General features: G+C 63.7%; 13 protein-coding genes, 1 tRNA gene and 1 riboswitch. Of the genes, 10 read left to right on the top strand and 4 right to left on the bottom strand.

Annotation, left to right across the window (positions count from 1 at the left end; translation table 11 throughout):
• The coding region (gene guaD / locus VMJ11_RS15630) for a guanine deaminase (protein WP_325620297.1) at positions 1 to 1143 on the top strand (1143 nt) is incomplete at its 5' end.
• 58 nt (positions 1144 to 1201) lie between these two features.
• Positions 1202 to 1375, top strand: a riboswitch (yybP-ykoY riboswitch).
• Between the two features lie 79 nt (positions 1376 to 1454).
• On the top strand, positions 1455 to 2027 hold the full coding sequence (locus VMJ11_RS15625; protein WP_325620296.1) for a TMEM165/GDT1 family protein: 573 nt from the start codon (positions 1455 to 1457) through the stop codon (positions 2025 to 2027).
• Between the two features lie 90 nt (positions 2028 to 2117).
• Here VMJ11_RS15625 and VMJ11_RS15620 read toward each other — a convergent pair whose 3' ends face one another.
• Positions 2118 to 2828, bottom strand: coding sequence for a DUF4136 domain-containing protein (locus VMJ11_RS15620; protein WP_325620295.1), 711 nt, complete (start codon positions 2826 to 2828; stop codon positions 2118 to 2120).
• A 405-nt stretch (positions 2829 to 3233) separates the two neighbouring features.
• Here VMJ11_RS15620 and pepN point away from each other — a divergent pair, with 405 nt between their 5' ends.
• From pepN to VMJ11_RS15605, 3 genes are all read left to right on the top strand, one after another.
• Entirely contained in the window at positions 3234 to 5933 is a 2700-nt protein-coding gene (gene pepN / locus VMJ11_RS15615) for an aminopeptidase N (protein WP_325620294.1), read from the top strand.
• Positions 5934 to 6186: 253 nt separating this feature from the next.
• Positions 6187 to 7203, top strand: a complete 1017-nt coding sequence (locus VMJ11_RS15610; RefSeq protein ID WP_325620293.1) for a class 1 fructose-bisphosphatase — start codon at positions 6187 to 6189, stop codon at positions 7201 to 7203.
• 66 nt (positions 7204 to 7269) lie between these two features.
• Positions 7270 to 7345 (top strand) — tRNA-Thr (locus tag VMJ11_RS15605).
• Between the two features lie 237 nt (positions 7346 to 7582).
• Here the strand turns inward: VMJ11_RS15605 and VMJ11_RS15600 are convergent.
• Positions 7583 to 8527 carry a LysR family transcriptional regulator gene (locus VMJ11_RS15600; protein WP_325620292.1) on the bottom strand — a complete coding sequence of 315 codons (945 nt, stop codon included), beginning with the start codon at positions 8525 to 8527 and terminating at the stop codon, positions 7583 to 7585.
• A gap of 117 nt (positions 8528 to 8644) precedes the next feature.
• Between VMJ11_RS15600 and VMJ11_RS15595 the strand changes: the two genes are divergently transcribed.
• The 3 genes from VMJ11_RS15595 to VMJ11_RS15585 all read left to right on the top strand — a co-directional run bounded on the left by VMJ11_RS15595 (position 8645) and on the right by VMJ11_RS15585 (position 11315).
• On the top strand, positions 8645 to 9793 hold the full coding sequence (locus VMJ11_RS15595; protein WP_325620291.1) for an aldo/keto reductase: 1149 nt from the start codon (positions 8645 to 8647) through the stop codon (positions 9791 to 9793).
• A 538-nt stretch (positions 9794 to 10331) separates the two neighbouring features.
• A complete protein-coding gene (locus VMJ11_RS15590) occupies positions 10332 to 10481 on the top strand; it encodes a hypothetical protein (RefSeq protein WP_027795377.1) in 150 nt (49 codons plus the stop codon).
• A 243-nt stretch (positions 10482 to 10724) separates the two neighbouring features.
• Complete coding sequence (locus VMJ11_RS15585; protein ID WP_325620290.1) at positions 10725 to 11315, top strand: chorismate mutase; 591 nt, start codon at positions 10725 to 10727, stop codon at positions 11313 to 11315.
• A 28-nt stretch (positions 11316 to 11343) separates the two neighbouring features.
• Here VMJ11_RS15585 and VMJ11_RS15580 read toward each other — a convergent pair whose 3' ends face one another.
• Together VMJ11_RS15580 and VMJ11_RS15575 are read right to left on the bottom strand one after the other, a co-directional pair.
• On the bottom strand, positions 11344 to 12510 hold the full coding sequence (locus tag VMJ11_RS15580; RefSeq protein WP_325620289.1) for an exonuclease domain-containing protein: 1167 nt from the start codon (positions 12508 to 12510) through the stop codon (positions 11344 to 11346).
• Positions 12511 to 12779: 269 nt separating this feature from the next.
• Complete coding sequence (locus VMJ11_RS15575; RefSeq protein ID WP_028205165.1) at positions 12780 to 12983, bottom strand: cold-shock protein; 204 nt, start codon at positions 12981 to 12983, stop codon at positions 12780 to 12782.
• A 411-nt stretch (positions 12984 to 13394) separates the two neighbouring features.
• Here VMJ11_RS15575 and VMJ11_RS15570 point away from each other — a divergent pair, with 411 nt between their 5' ends.
• Positions 13395 to 13595: a hypothetical protein gene (locus VMJ11_RS15570; RefSeq protein ID WP_325620298.1), complete on the top strand. Its 201-nt coding sequence runs from the start codon at positions 13395 to 13397 to the stop codon at positions 13593 to 13595.
• Between the two features lie 522 nt (positions 13596 to 14117).
• A complete protein-coding gene (locus VMJ11_RS15565) occupies positions 14118 to 15293 on the top strand; it encodes a porin (protein WP_325620288.1) in 1176 nt (391 codons plus the stop codon).
• The last annotated feature ends 211 nt before the right edge of the window (positions 15294 to 15504 follow it).

The raw sequence follows: 15504 nt of genomic DNA, 5'->3' as shown, positions 1-15504 counted from the left end.
GCGACGGTTCACGACCTGCGCGACAAGCTGATCGTGCCAGGCTTCATCGACACGCACATCCACTATCCGCAGACGGACATGATCGCCTCGCCGGCGCCTGGCCTCCTGCCGTGGCTGAATACCTACACGTTCCCGACCGAGCGCGGCTTCGCAGACGAAGCGGTGGCGCAGGACACGGCGCGCTTTTTCGTCGATGAGCTGCTCGCCTGCGGCACGACCACGGCGCTCGTCTACTGCACGGTGCACAAGCAGTCCGCCGATGCGCTCTTCACCGCGAGCGAAGCGAAGAACCTGCGCATGGTGGCAGGCAAGGTGCTGATGGACCGCCACTGTCCCGAGTTCCTGCGCGACACGCCGCAAACGGGCTACGACGATAGCGCCGAGCTGATAGGCCGCTGGCACAACCGTGGACGCCAGATGTACGCGCTCACGCCCCGCTTCGCGCCCACCTCGACCGAGGCGCAGCTCGAAGCCTGCGGCGCGCTCGCGAAAGCGCATGGCGACGTCTTCATCCAGAGCCACGTGGCCGAGAACCCCGACGAGGTGAAGTGGGTCAAGGAGCTGTTTCCGGGCCATCGCAGCTACCTCGACGTGTACGATCAGTACGGACTCCTGCGCAAGCGCGCGGTGTACGGCCATTGCATCTGGCTCGACGACGAAGATCGCCGCCGCATGGCGCAGACGGGCACCGTTGCCGCACACTGCCCGACCTCGAACCTCTTTCTCGGCAGCGGGCTGTTCGATTTCGAAAGAGCGGGCGAAACGTCGATGCCCGTGACGCTCGCCACCGACGTCGGCGGCGGCACCTCGTTCTCGATGCTGCAGACGATGAACGAGGCGCACAAGGTCGCGCGCATGGGCGGGCATCACCTCACGGCCACGCGCATGTTCTGGCTGGCGACAGCCGGCGCGGCGCAGGCACTCGATCTCGCCGACAAGATCGGCACGCTCGCGCCCGGGAGCGAAGCGGACTTCGTCGTGCTCGATCCGCAGGCCACGCCGCTGCTCGCGCGGCGCACGGCGCGCGCCGAATCGCTCGAAGAGCTGCTGTTCGCGCTCGCCCTCCTCGGCGACGACCGCGCCGTGTTCGAGACCTGGGCGGCTGGCCAGCGCGTGCATCGCCGCGACGGCGCTCGCCGCTGATTCGGGCAACCCGGTGCGCCGGCGCACCGGCGGACCGGGGAAAAGCGCATGCTATAATCCGCCGCTCATTGGGGAGTAGCCGCCCCGCATCGCGCCGCAGCGCCGGTCTTTGGACCCACTGCCCGCGCGCGAACATGCGGGGGCGTCCGTCAACAAACTTGGCCTGCGCGGCCATGGCGGACGCAGCCATCTTTGCAACTCAGTTTGCAGCTCAGGCCTGGCGAGACCGATGACCCATGACCGCCGCAACAGGGCCCGGCGGATCGTGGGTCGTCGCTCGCACTCATCTCGGCCCGAGGATCCATCAAAAAGTGAATCAAGCCTTTCTGGTCTCAACCGGTGCGGTCGCGCTCGCTGAAATCGGCGACAAGACGCAGTTGCTCTCGCTCGTGCTCGCGGCGCGCTACCGCAAACCCCTGCCGATCATCCTCGGGGTGCTCGTCGCCACACTCGTCAACCACGCCGGCGCGGGCGCGCTCGGTGCGTGGCTCGGCGCGCTCGTCACCCCCAGCGTGATGCGCTGGGCGCTCGCCGCCTCGTTCGTCGCCATGGGGCTGTGGATACTCGTGCCGGACAAGCTCGACGAAGGCGAAGCGAACGTGAACCGCTCGCAGCTCGGCGTGTTCGGCGCGACCGTCGTGGCCTTCTTTCTCGCAGAAATGGGCGACAAGACGCAGATCGCGACCGTCGCGCTCGCCGCGCGCTTTCACGACTTCTTCGGCGTGGTGGCCGGCACGACGCTCGGCATGATGATCGCGAACGTGCCCGCGATCCTGCTCGGCGACCGTTTCGCCCACAAGCTGCCGACGAAGCTCGTGCATGGCATCGCCGCGGTGCTGTTCGTCGTGCTCGGCGTGCTGTCGATTCTGGGCGCGGGGTTCTGAGCGCCTCGCGCTAACAACGACCCGCATGAAAAAGACGCGCCGGACCTGGGGCCGACGCGTCTTTTCGTTTTCGAAGCGAGACGATGCCTGCTACTTCGTCGGTGTGTTCCCCGTCGCCGACTGCGGCGCTGCCGAACCGCCCTGCGCTGCACCGGCCTGAACCGCGCCCGTCTCGTTCGAAGCGCTTCCGTTCTTGTCCACCGGCAGCTTGACCTCCGTCACGGTACCGTTGGCGAGCGGGAAATTCGCCAGCGCGCTGCGCACGAGATAAGGCATCGCGCGCACAAGCGAAGGCTCGTCGCCCGAGGTGCGGGCCGTCACGTTGTAGACCTCCTTGCCGCTCGCCCTGTCGGTGATGCGTACGCCGAGCGCATGCGAATAGACCGGATATGTCTGGTTCACGTAGGCGGGCGCATACGGTCCCCACGGACCCCATGGGTTCCACGGCCCCCAGTACGGCGCCGGCCATGGGTTGTAGAAGACGGGCTGCGCGACCGTGACGGTATCCATACGGCTGCCGTAGGCCAGCGCGACCAGATAGTGCGCCTGCGGTGCATCCACCTGCCGGAACGCGTGCGTGGCGAGCCCATCGGCGACGAACTGCTCATAGGTGCTCTGCTCGATGCTCTCGCGCTGATCGGGGCCGCGTGCGAACGTATAGGTGCGCGTGGCGTCGCTGCCGCCGTCCCAGGCGGAGAAAGCGGTCACCTGACTCGTCACGTAGGTCGTGCAACCGGAAAGGGTGACAGCGAATGCCGCCAGTATCAGGAGGGCGCGGCGGGTCCATCGGTCGTGCTTCATGGTCTTCTCGTAGCAGTGTTGCCTCAGTTGGAAAAGCGCGAGTCGTGGGGCCGCCCCCTCCGATACGATCCTGCCGCCGCACTCGTTGCGTGCTGGTTCCTTGCTCGCTGCCTGCGCGTTTCACGCCGGTCATGTCTGGAGTTGCGGGCCGCCTGGCACGCGTCCGCCCCGCGCGGCAGCCCGATCATACTGACTCGCGACGCCGCGCGGAAGTTCGGGGGCCACTCGCCCGCCTGGCCGTCTCCGGGCCGCGCGTGTGGCTCCGGCCGCGGCCGGACAAGCGGCCCGAGCCTTTGTACAATGGGGCGAACCGCCGCGCTCCCATCATGGGCTGGCGCCGCCCGCCGGGCGTCGCCGCAGCCGGCCATACCGATCCATACCGATCCGCTCGCCCCTATCCAGACCATGTCCGATACCGCCACGCCCACTGTGATCCGCCGCGAAGACTACGCGCCGCCCGCTTTTCTGATCGATACCGTCGATCTCGAATTCGACCTCGTGCCCGAACGCACCGTGGTCAAGAGCACGCTGCGCGTGCGCCGCAATCCATCGGCCGCGCATACCGCGCATCTGGAACTGATGGGCGAGCAGCTCGAATTCATGGGCGCGGAGATCGACGGCAAACCGTACGCGAACGTGCGCGCGCACGAGCACGGCCTCACGATCGAGAACGTGCCCGACACCTTCGAGCTCACGCTCACCGGCGCGTGCGATCCGGCCGCCAACACCACGCTCTCGGGCCTCTACGTGTCGAGCGGCAACTTCTTCACGCAGTGCGAGGCCGAAGGCTTTCGCCGCATCACCTGGTTCCTCGACCGCCCGGACGTGATGGCGACCTACATGGTCACGCTGCGCGCCGACAAGACCGCTTACCCGGTCCTGCTCTCGAACGGCAATCTGATCGAGGAAGGCGAGCTGCCCGACGGCCGCCACTATGCGAAGTGGGAAGACCCGTTCCGCAAGCCGAGCTATCTGTTCGCGCTCGTGGCCGGCAAGCTCGTCGCGCTCGAAGAGCGCATCAAGACGGGCTCGGGCAAGGAAAAGCTGCTGCAGGTGTGGGTCGAACCGCACGATCTCGACAAGACGCGCCACGCGATGGACTCGCTCATCCACTCGATCCGCTGGGATGAGCAGCGCTTCGGCCTCGAACTCGACCTCGAGCGCTTCATGATCGTCGCGGTCAGCGACTTCAACATGGGCGCGATGGAGAACAAGGGGCTCAACATCTTCAACACGAAGTACGTGCTGGCGAATCCGGAAACGGCCACCGACGTCGACTTCGCCAATATCGAAGCCGTGGTGGGTCATGAGTACTTCCACAACTGGACCGGCAACCGCGTGACCTGCCGCGACTGGTTCCAGCTGAGCCTGAAGGAAGGCCTCACCGTGTTCCGCGACCAGGAGTTCTCGGCGGCGATGTCGGGCGGCGACGAGAACGAAGCGGCGCGCGCCACCAAACGTATCGAGGACGTGCGCGTGCTGCGGCAGATGCAGTTCGCGGAAGACGCAGGCCCCATGGCGCACCCGGTGCGCCCGGAGAGCTATGTCGAGATCAACAACTTCTACACGATGACCGTCTACGAGAAAGGCTCGGAAGTCGTGCGGATGTATCAGACGCTGCTCGGCCGCGATGGCTTCCGGAAGGGCATGGACCTGTACTTCCAGCGCCACGACGGCCACGCCGTGACCTGCGACGACTTCCGCCTCGCAATGGCGGACGCCAACGGCCGCGATCTCGCGCAGTTCGAACGTTGGTACAGCCAGGCGGGCACGCCGCGCGTGAGAGTGACGACGAGCTATGACGAAGGCGCGCGCTGCTACAGCGTGACGCTCGTGCAGGGCTACGCCAACGGCTCGCCGGCCGCGCGCGAAACGCAGAAGGGCCCGCTGCACATTCCGTTCGCCATCGGCCTGATCGGCCCGGACGGCGCCGATCTGCCGCTGCGTCTCGAAGGCGAGGCGGCGGCTCAGGGCACGACACGCGTGCTGGAGCTGACCGAAACGCAGCAAACCTTCACGTTCGCCGATGTGAGCGCAAAGCCCCTGCCCTCGCTGCTGCGCAACTTCTCCGCGCCTGTCATCGTGGATTACGACTACGGCAGCGACGAACTCGCGTTCCTGCTCGCGCACGACAGCGACCCGTTCAACCGCTGGGAAGCGGGCCAGCGCCTCGCCACCCGCGAATTGCTCGCGCTGGCCACACGGGCCGTCGCGGGCGAACCGCTGGAACTGACCGGCGCGCTCGTCGAAGCGTTCCGCCGCGTGCTGACCGACGAATCGCTCTCGCCGTCGTTCCGCGAGCTCGCGCTGATGCTGCCTTCGGAAACCTATCTCGCCGAGCAGATGACGGAGTCCGATCCCGCCGCCGTACACACGGCGCGCCAGTTCGTGCGCAAGCAACTGGCGACGGCGCTCAAGCCGGAATGGCTCGCGGCCTACGAGCGCAATCGCACGCCGGGCGCATACGAGCCGACGCCCGAGGCGGCCGGCCGACGTGGGCTGAAGAACCTCGCGCTCTCGTATCTTTCGGAACTCGACGCCCCCACCGACGGCGTGCGCCTCGCCACGGCACAGTACGAGGCCGCGAACAACATGACCGACCGCTCGGCGGCACTCTCGGCACTGCTGAACGCCCAGGCGGCCGCCGGCGGCGCGGTTGACGACCCGGCACGCGCCGCGCTCGAAGACTTCTACGCGCGCTTCGAGAAAGAGCCGCTCGTGATCGACAAGTGGTTCGCGCTGCAGGCCACGCAGCGCGGCACGTCGCAGCGCCCGACGATCGAGACCGTGCGCGCGCTGATGAGCCATCCCGCGTTCAACCTCAGGAACCCGAACCGTGCGCGCTCGCTGATCTTCAGCTTCTGCGCCGCGAATCCCGCGCAATTCCACGCCGCCGACGGCTCGGGCTACGCGTTCTGGGCCGAACAGGTGATCGCGCTCGACGCGCTCAACCCGCAGGTCGCGGCGCGCCTCGCACGCAATCTCGAACTGTGGCGCCGCTTCACGCCGGCGCTGCGCGATGCGATGCGCGCGGCGCTCGAAAAAGTCGCCGGCGAGGCGAAATCGCGCGACGTGCGCGAGATCGTGGAAAAAGCGCTGGCTTGATCAGACGAAACGCGCGGCGGCTGCATGGCGCCGCGCCGCAACCGCTTACCCGCCAGCCGGCCTTCTGGCCGGCTTTTTTTACGTATTTTCCCGGGCGTTATTTTTGACGGCGCCGGAGTTGTCTGCGCCGTGCGAACGCCCGCCCGGCAAGCCACGCCGCGGCCCGGCACTTTATTTTCCCAGGCCTTGCGGCGGCCCGTCATGGTCGAGCGGGTAGAATTGCGCTATTCCCAAGCCTATCTGGAGTACTGCAATGCCTTTGCAACGTCGTACCACTCTCACGAAGTACCTGATCGAGCAGCAGCGCGAGCACCGTAACCTGCCCGCCGACCTGCGTCTGTTGATCGAAGTCGTCGCGCGCGCGTGCAAGGCGATCAGCTTCAACGTCAGCAAGGGCGCGCTCGGCGACGCGCTTGGCACGGCCGGCAGCGAGAACGTCCAGGGCGAAGTGCAGAAGAACCTCGACATCCTCTCGAACGAAATCCTGCTCGACGCCAACGAATGGGGCGGCAACCTCGCTGCAATGGCCTCGGAGGAAATGGAAACGTTCTTCCCGATCCCGGCCAACTATCCGAAGGGCGAATATCTGCTCGTGTTCGATCCGCTCGACGGCTCGTCGAACATCGATGTGAACGTGTCGATCGGTACGATCTTCTCGGTGCTGCGTTGCCCGGACGGCCAGCAGCCGACCGAAGAATCGTTCCTGCAGGCCGGCACGCAACAGGTCGCCGCAGGCTACGCCGTATATGGACCGCAAACCGTGCTCGTGCTCACGACCGGCCACGGTGTGAACTGCTTCACGCTCGACCGCGAACTGGGCTCGTGGGTGCTCACGCAAAGCAACATGCGCATTCCGGAAGACACGCGCGAATATGCGATCAACGCTTCGAATGCGCGCCACTGGTACGAGCCGGTGCAACAGTACATCGGGGAACTGAACGCCGGCAAGGACGGCCCGCGCGGCGAAAACTTCAACATGCGCTGGATCGCCTCGATGGTCGCCGACGTGCACCGCATCCTGAATCGCGGCGGCATCTTCATGTACCCCGCCGACAAGCGCGACCCGTCGAAGCCCGGCAAGCTGCGCCTGATGTACGAAGCAAACCCGATGTCGTTCATCGTCGAACAGGCGGGCGGCGTGGCGACCAACGGCGAGCAACGCATTCTCGACATTCAGCCGAAGAGCCTGCATGAGCGCGTTGCCGTGTTCCTCGGCTCGAAGAACGAAGTCGAGCGTGTGACCCGCTACCACCATGAAGCGAAGAAATAAAAAGAGATCGGAAAAGACTTGCGCACTCAGAGGTTCTTTTCTATAATCTTTCTTCTCTGATGTGACGCCGGAATAGCTCAGACGGTAGAGCAGCGCATTCGTAATGCGAAGGTCGGGGGTTCGATTCCTCTTTCCGGCACCAAAAGATTCAAGCAAAAGCCCAGCCCTAACCGGCTGGGCTTTTTGCTTTGTGCCGTTGCCTGCGTTCACACAGCGCCGCCTTCTGCCCGGAAGGCCGCACTCGGCGCCTGTTGCGAGCGATGTCCGCAGATAATCGCCTGCGGCGGCGCGCAAAACGCGCTTGTGAGTTTTTCGTCGATGCCCCTCGATCGCTGCGCAACCCAAACGGTCGTCTCTGGAAGCGGCTGATCGAAAGCAATCAAGCGCCTTCACGCTTCTCGCGCAAAAAATCGATGAATGCCCGCAGCTTGGGCGGCAATTGCGCCCGCCCCGCCGTATACAAATAGAAACCCGGAAACGAAGGGCACCACGACTCGAGCACCGGCACGAGCCGGCCGTCGTCGAGCGACGCGCGCACGTAGTCCTCGACCACATGCAGCAGGCCCACGCCCTGCTCCGCGGCTCGCACCATCGTGCGCAGGTCGTTGGTGACGAAGCGGCCCTCGGTGAGCACGTCGAAGACACGCTGCGGATCGTCGGGCTGCGCGAACTCCCACCGATAGACTCCCCCGGTTGCGAAGCGATAGTGCAGGCAGTCGTGCGCGGCCAGGTCGTCGGGCGTGGCGGGCCGCGCGCGGCGTCTGAAATAGCGCGGCGCCCCCACCACGACAATGCGAATCGGCCCGCCGATCGGCACCGCAACCATGCCCGGCGCAACCGATTCGCCGAGCCGGATGCCCGCGTCGAAGCCCTCGCCCACGAGATCGGCAAAGCCATCGTCGAGCGCGAGTTCGAGCCTGATCTGCGGATGACGCTCCATGAATTCCGCGAGATGCGGCAGCACGAGCAGCTCGCTCGCCACACGCGGCAGGTTGATGCGCAGCGTGCCGGCCGGCTCGTCGCGCGAGGCGTCGAGCGCGTCGAACGCCGCCTCGATCTCCGCGAGCGCCGGATGCACGCGCGCGAGGAACTGCGCGCCGGCCTCGGTCAGCGCGACGCGGCGCGTCGTGCGGTTGAAAAGCCTCACGCCGAGTTGGGCTTCGAGTGCGCGGACGGTTTGTGATAGCGCCGAAGTCGAGACGCCCGCAGCGGACGCCGCCCGCGTGAAGCTGCCATGGCGCGCCACGGCCGCGACCGCCAGCAGTGCGGGTAAGCGCCCAGCAAGGCCCTGCCCGGCGGTTGCTGCGGCGGAAACCGACTCCATGCCATCTCCATTGTGAAGTGCGGCTTCACAGTCATTTCAGGTGAACACGATTTTTCCACAAAAAGGAAAAGCGCAAGATGGCCTCGTGTTCACCACCGACGTCTTTTGGAGACAAGCATGAAGCTCAACAGCTATACCCTGCTCGGCCGCTCGGGGCTGCGCGTCAGCCCTATCGCCCTTGGCACGATGACGTTCGGCACCGAATGGGGCTGGGGTGCCGACGAAGCCGACGCTCAGCGGCTCTTCGACATTTATGTGGATGCGGGTGGCAATTTCATCGACACCGCCGACCTCTATACCGAAGGCACGAGCGAGAGCTGGGTGGGGCGCTTCGCGGCGGCGCGCGGCTTGCGCGAGCGCCTCGTGATCGCCACCAAGTATTCCTACAACGCGCAGAGCGGCAACCCAAACGCCGGCGGCAACCATCGCAAGAATCTGCTGCGCGCGCTCGAGGGCTCGCTCAAGCGCCTCGGCACGGATTACATCGATCTCTATTACCTGCACACGTGGGACCGCATGACGCCCGCCGACGAAGTGATGCGCGCGATGGACGACGCAGTGCGCGCGGGCAAGATCCGCTATGTGGGCCTCTCCGACGTGCCGGCCTGGTACGCGGGCCGCGCGCAGACGCTCGCCGAGTGGCGCGGCTTCGAGCCGGTCGCCGCGATGCAGCTCGAATACTCGCTGATCGAGCGTAACGCGGAGCACGAATTCGCCGATCTGGCGACGCAACTCGGCATGGGCCTCGTGCCGTGGAGTCCCCTCGGCATGGGCGTGCTATCGGGCAAGTACCGGCCAGCGCAGACGCGCGTAGAGGGCGCAGCAAGCGCATCAGGTTTCCCTGGCGTGAGCGGCGCGGGCCGCCTGCAGACGGTGGGACCGAAGCCGCCGCCCGGGTTCGACAAGCTCTCGGCGCGCAACTTCGCGATCGTCGCCGAGCTGGAGCGGGTCGCGCATGAGGCCAGCCGGCCGATGGCCCAGGTCGCGCTGAACTGGCTGTATCAGAAACGCGGAGTGGCGAGCATCATCGTGGGCGCAACGAAGGCTGGGCAGCTCGAAGAATCACTCGGGGCACTCGACTTCACGCTCGCTCCCGAATTGATCGCACGCCTCGACGCGGCCTCCGAACCGGCACACCCGTTTCCCTACTACATGTTCGCGGATGGCCATCAGGCGCGCATCCACGGCCAGGTGGACGTGAGAGCCGCGCCTTTGAATCATGCTCGCACGCAACATGTCCCGGCTCCATCGGAAGCGCAATCGTAACGAATTATCGAAGTGCATCAATATGCCGCGCCCGTAGGTGCGGCTATTTATGCACGTACGATCGTTAAATCGCGGCCAAATACGCTGCGTGGAACCGTTAATCGGGCATTTGGACAGATGCGGAGATTTAATAGTTTTAACTCTTATTTCCGTTTCCGCGTCAACGCCTACGCATAATGGGTCGTTATAGGGAAATGACGGCCGCCTGCCATGCACGCAAGGCAGCCCGCGCGGCGGCACCATGCCGCTACGGCGCGACACGGCGGCTGGCACAAGCCAGGCCTCATGGCCGGAGGCAGGGTGACGAGGGGTTGTGCGGATGTGGCAGTCACCACATGCCGGATTCACTGAATTGCGAGATTCAGACAGCATGTGACGCAAGCAAGGGGATCCAAATAATTATATTCCTGCATCGTTAATCATTTGTCTGGCTGTGCGCATAAAGCAACACGCGCGCCGGAAAAGCACTGTTACGGTAAGCGGGACTAGCGCGATTGAAGTAGCGAGCCGGATAATTGGCTTACACAGGAGAAAGATCATGGATGCCAAACCGCCAAGGATTCCGACCCCGGACCAAGTCTTCAGCCCGGATCCGGAACCGGTGGCCGTAGAGTTTCTCGGCGACGAATTGCCTGCTCATGTGCGGGCATTTCTTGACGAGCAACGCAAGGCTCACGAACAGAAGTAACGGGGAAGCGCCCACTCTCGCGCACGCGTGTTCACGCACGTGGTGCGCCTGCGCACATATTGAGATATGCGCGCGTGGGTATGCGCGGCTAGCAGTCCGAGGCATGCCCTTTCGCTCCTGCCTCCCACGCTCGATGGCGAGCGCACCGTTGCGCGGTCATCGACGATGAGCGCAGCATCACCGGACGTAAGCCCTCCATAACCGGCTATGCTTCGCTTTTCCCTGCCGGCTTCATTGCACTCGATGATATTCCTTACCCGCGCGAGCGCCCGTTGCGCTGCCGCGTTGCTCTTCGCCCTGCCGATTGCGTCCGTCCACGCCGACGGTGACGATACCGCGCTCACCAACCTCGTCGCGCTCGTTTCGCAGCGACTCGCGCTCGCTGAGCCGGTTGCGCAATGGAAATGGCAGCACCACAAGCCGATCACCGACACGCCCCGTGAAGACGCCCTGCTTGCCGACGTACAAAAGCGCGCTACGGCGGCCGGTGTCGATCCGGCCTTTGCGCGGGCGTTCTTCCGCGATCAGATCGACGCGAGCACGCAAGTTCAGAAGTCGCTGTTCGACACCTGGGGCGCCTCGCAGGCTCCCACCGGCCCTGCGCCGGATCTCGCCACGGTCACGCGGCCACAACTCGATCAGTTGACCGCACGACTGATCGGCGCGCTTGCACGCGTCCAGTTGCTGCGCAGCGCACCGGATTGCCCGGCACGCGTTGCACGGTCAGTTGCGAACTGGAGGGAACTCACTCGATACGACTCCGCGCACACGAATGCGATGAATCAAGCGCTGGGGCATGTTTGCGCGTCGGGCGGCGTGGGCGGGCTTGCCTGAGCACGGCAGCGCCGTTTAACCACACGCCTCAAGCCGCGCTCGTGAGGTTCTCCGCTTCGGAAAACTGCAGCACCTGCACGCGCAGGCCACGCTCAAAGCGGCTTTGCAGGATGCGCCAGGTCGAGAGCTCGAACGCTCGCTCGGCGTGAGCGGCCGCCAGCGACGCTGCCTCCGCCACGCTGGCGAACGAGCCGACATAACACCAGCGGTCGATCAGATGGAACACTTCGGCGCCGCTCGTCGTATCGTGCTCCTCGATGAGCACCGCGCCACCGTACGGCCATGGCGCCCCACCAAGGTCGGCCGGATCGCGCTTCGACACGCGTGGCACGCGATTGAACGACGGCCTGAGCGTGGCGATCCACTGCGCCTCGACAAGGAGCGCGCCCAGTTCGCCGCCCGTCGCGCGCCACTCCACTCTGCGCACCTGCTCCACCATGCGCTGTTCGCGCGAAGAACGCCGCTCGCCCGCCAGGTGCGCACGCACGCGCTGGCGCACGCGCACGCTGCGGCCGACATAGAGCGGCACGTCGTTCTCGCCATAGAACACGTACACGCCGTGACCGGCCGGCGCCGTCTCGATCACTTCATCGGTGATATCGCCAGCTAGCACGTGACGGCGGGTCGTGCGCTCTATCTGCGCCGCTAGCGCCTCCGAGGGCACGAGCGTCGGCAGGCGCTGCCAGAACTGCCAGAGGAGATCGGCGTCGGCCAGCGCGCGGTGCCGGTCGGAAGGCACGAGCGCATGTCGCTCGACCAGCGCGTCGAGACCGTGACGTTTCTCGCCCGGGAAGAGCGCGCGCGACAGGCGCACCGTACACAGCACGTCGGGATTGAAGGAATAGCCCGCTCGATCGAACTCGGCGCGCAGGAAGCCGCGATCGAACGCAGCGTTGTGTGCGATGAAGAGCTTGCCGGCCAGCCGCTCATGGAGCCCGGCGGCGATGTCGACAAAGCGTGGCGCGCCGCGCACCATCTGGTCCGTTATGCCTGTGAGCTGCTGGATGAAGGGCGGGATCACCTGGCCGGGATCGACGAGCGTGCTCCACCGTGTCACCTGCCCGCCCGTCACCTCCACGATGCCGACCTCGGTGATCCGGTGCTCGCCTACCGATCCGCCCGTTGTCTCGAGATCCACGAAAACGAGAGGAAGATCGCCGGCGATCCGGATGGCGCTCGAGGGAAATTCTGACATGGTGAAAACAGCGAGAAATGGAAAACGGCCCAAGTATGCACTGTTTGGACCACGTGCGCGGAGGGTCGCGGCAGGGCGAGTTACATCTGCGGCTTTATTGCAAAAGCCCGAATCGGGAGCGCGCGGAAATCTCAGGGTTTTCCCGATTTAATGCTCGAGCCAAAAATGCGAGCCGCATTATTGCCGGAATATCAATATGTCAAAAATAAAAAACCCCGGGGTTTGCCCGGGGCTCGGTCCTGCGTGAGCGCTCGCGCAGCGAGCCATGCTCACAGCGGCTGGATGTTCGCGGCCTGCTTGCCCTTCGGGCCGACCTTGACGTCGAACGAGACACGCTGGTTCTCCTTCAACGACTTGAAGCCGTCGGCGCGGATTTCCGAGAAGTGCGCGAACAGATCGTCGCCGCCGGCGTCAGACGTGATGAAGCCAAAGCCCTTCGCATCATTGAACCATTTGACGATACCGGTTTCCATGTTTCAGTTTCCTTCGAGATTTTTAATGACGCGGGTTTAACCCACACGCCGTAAGCCAGCCAATTCCGCTGTCCCATGTCAGTAAATCCTGCTTATAGGAAGTACTGCGGAACAAAAATCAGCTGTGTCGTTATACGGGGAACGACAATCGTCAGTCAAGCGAATTTTTTATAACAGCATTCCCGATTCGACGATAAAAGCGGTGCGCATCAAAAGCTCTTCAAAAAATGCCATGCCCGATGAATCGATATAGGGATCCGTCATTTTTACCCGATTATCTTCACCACGTCACTTTTACCGGAGCGCTAACCTTGAATGTAACAAATCGTGTCAAACGTAAGTGTTTCCACCGGTTGTTCAAGTAATACATTCAATTCATGATTGATATTGTTTACGGCATCGGAGGTCATCATGCTCACAACTCTGCGGCGTTGGATGCATTGGCTCGTGCAAACAGAAGGCATCGCATCGATGGCTGAAGAAGCCGAGGCCTACGGCTCATGGCACGGCGACCACTGGCACAACCTGCTGTGTTCCCCTATGGACGCGCGGCACTACGTAATGGAAGATTGGAGCTTGCAGCCGGAACCGCCGCAAGCGGGCGCCAGATAAGGCTCGATCTGGACGCGGGCAAAAAAAAGCGCGGCTGGTAGGCCGCGCTGACAAAGGTTTGGAGATCTTTTTCGTCAACGAAAAAGTCTGCTTCGGAAAGCAGTCGTTGGAGTATAGCCGCACTCACATCTGATCATTAAGTATGCGGCGCACAATCATCTGTTACGCTGAGCGCAATAATCAGGCAGGCCCGATTTAATCCGCGTTGCGCAATCAATTGTTGTAGCGATCGCACAACGCTCGCGTGATTGACATCCTCAGCCCGATCCACAGAAATTCGCTCAAAGCCTTTACCAGCAGGGCTTAACGAGAGCGAAACAATAATTTCTGATCGCGCAATACTTTATTGCGAAAATCGGAATACCTCCTTCTCAAGCACCCTCTCTACACTCTGGCTGTCTGGAAACCGACTCGGACGGATTATTTCGTACCGCGCGAACTTCGCCTCTCGCTGCACTTCGCGCGGACGGTTTCCCAAACGGGGTTCAACGAAACCCACCTCTGTTCTCGGAGTTTACAAAGATGAAAAAGACTCTCATGGTCGCTGCCCTGACGGGCGTTTTTGCATCGGCTGCGCACGCGCAAAGCAGCGTTACGCTGTACGGCCTCATCGACGCAGGCATCACGTACTCGAACAACCAGCGAGTGAGCGCTACGAGCGGTCACAGCGCCTGGCAAGCCACGAGCGGCACGGTCAACGGCAGCCGTTGGGGCCTGCGCGGTTCTGAAGACCTCGGTGGCGGTCTGAAGGCCATCTTCACGTTGGAAAACGGCTTCAACATCGACAACGGCGCATCGAAGCAGTCGGGTCGTATGTTCGGCCGTCAGGCTTTCGTGGGTCTTGCGAGCGACCAGTTCGGCGCCGTGACCCTCGGCCGCCAGTATGACTCGGTCGTCGACTATCTCGCACCGCTGTCGAACACCGGCACGCAATACGGCGGCACGATCGCTGCACACCCGTTCGATAACGACAACCTGAACAACTCGGTTCGTTTCAACAACACGATCAAGTACTCGAGCGTCAACTACGCTGGCTTCAAGTTCGGCGGCACGTACTCGTTCTCGAACAGCACCGAATTCGCGAACAACCGTGCGTACAGCTTCGGTGGTACGTACAACTGGGGCGGCCTGAATGTTGCAGCCGGCTACCTGCAGCTGAACAACGACATCCACAATCTGCAAGTCTCGTCGTCGTCGTTCTCGGGCGCACAAACGGGTGAGTGGACGTTCGCGGCAGGCACTCAGCGCACGTTCGGCGGCGGCGTAAACTACACGTTCGGCCCGGCAACGGCTGGCTTCGTGTACACGCAGACGAACCTGACCAACACGGTCCCGGGCGTCGGCATCTCCCCGGGGCAGTCGGGCACGACCAACGGTATTGGCTTCAACGCCAACAGCGCCCGCTTCCAGAACTTCGAAGGCAACATCCGTTACGCTCTGACCCCGGCTATCAGCCTGGCTGGCGCGTACACGTACACCCGTACGAACTTCGGCGGCGGCGTGAACCCGAACTACAACACGGTTTCGCTGCAGTCGGACTACGCGCTGTCGAAGCGCACCGACATCTACCTGCAAGGCAACTGGCAGCACGTCTCGTCGAACTCGGAGAACATCGGACCGTACCTGAACGGCCTGACGTCGGCTTCGGCTACGCAAGACCAGGTCGCTGTGACGGTTGGTATGCGTCACCGCTTCTAAGCAGTATGCTGCTGGCCGTTTCGGCCAGCGCTACAGCTCAAAAGGCGCCGCTTGCGGCGCCTTTTTTCATTTGTGCGCCCAGCATGGGCGCACTCCTGCGGGTGCAAGTCCCGCCATAAGCTGGTCACAGCGAATGAAGTGAAGCGCAACTGCATGAGGGTGACTGAATGTGGGGAGGAAGCGTGGAGCGTAAATCGCGAGCCGATGAACA

Origin of the sequence: Paraburkholderia sp. (genome assembly GCF_035501035.1) — a bacterium.
Taxonomy (GTDB): Bacteria; Pseudomonadota; Gammaproteobacteria; order Burkholderiales; family Burkholderiaceae; genus Paraburkholderia.
This window is presented reverse-complemented; position numbering and strand designations above follow the sequence as displayed.

What these genes read in the sequence shown, in the direction of transcription:
- VMJ11_RS15620 (WP_325620295.1), bottom strand. Translation starts at nt 2,828, where the DNA reads ATGAAGCACGACCGATGGACCCGCCGCGCCCTCCTGATACTGGCGGCA.
- pepN (WP_325620294.1), top strand. Translation starts at nt 3,234, where the DNA reads ATGTCCGATACCGCCACGCCCACTGTGATCCGCCGCGAAGACTACGCG.
- VMJ11_RS15610 (WP_325620293.1), top strand. Translation starts at nt 6,187, where the DNA reads ATGCCTTTGCAACGTCGTACCACTCTCACGAAGTACCTGATCGAGCAG.
- VMJ11_RS15600 (WP_325620292.1), bottom strand. Translation starts at nt 8,527, where the DNA reads ATGGAGTCGGTTTCCGCCGCAGCAACCGCCGGGCAGGGCCTTGCTGGG.
- VMJ11_RS15595 (WP_325620291.1), top strand. Translation starts at nt 8,645, where the DNA reads ATGAAGCTCAACAGCTATACCCTGCTCGGCCGCTCGGGGCTGCGCGTC.
- VMJ11_RS15590 (WP_027795377.1), top strand. Translation starts at nt 10,332, where the DNA reads ATGGATGCCAAACCGCCAAGGATTCCGACCCCGGACCAAGTCTTCAGC.
- VMJ11_RS15585 (WP_325620290.1), top strand. Translation starts at nt 10,725, where the DNA reads ATGATATTCCTTACCCGCGCGAGCGCCCGTTGCGCTGCCGCGTTGCTC.
- VMJ11_RS15580 (WP_325620289.1), bottom strand. Translation starts at nt 12,510, where the DNA reads ATGTCAGAATTTCCCTCGAGCGCCATCCGGATCGCCGGCGATCTTCCT.
- VMJ11_RS15575 (WP_028205165.1), bottom strand. Translation starts at nt 12,983, where the DNA reads ATGGAAACCGGTATCGTCAAATGGTTCAATGATGCGAAGGGCTTTGGC.
- VMJ11_RS15570 (WP_325620298.1), top strand. Translation starts at nt 13,395, where the DNA reads ATGCTCACAACTCTGCGGCGTTGGATGCATTGGCTCGTGCAAACAGAA.
- VMJ11_RS15565 (WP_325620288.1), top strand. Translation starts at nt 14,118, where the DNA reads ATGAAAAAGACTCTCATGGTCGCTGCCCTGACGGGCGTTTTTGCATCG.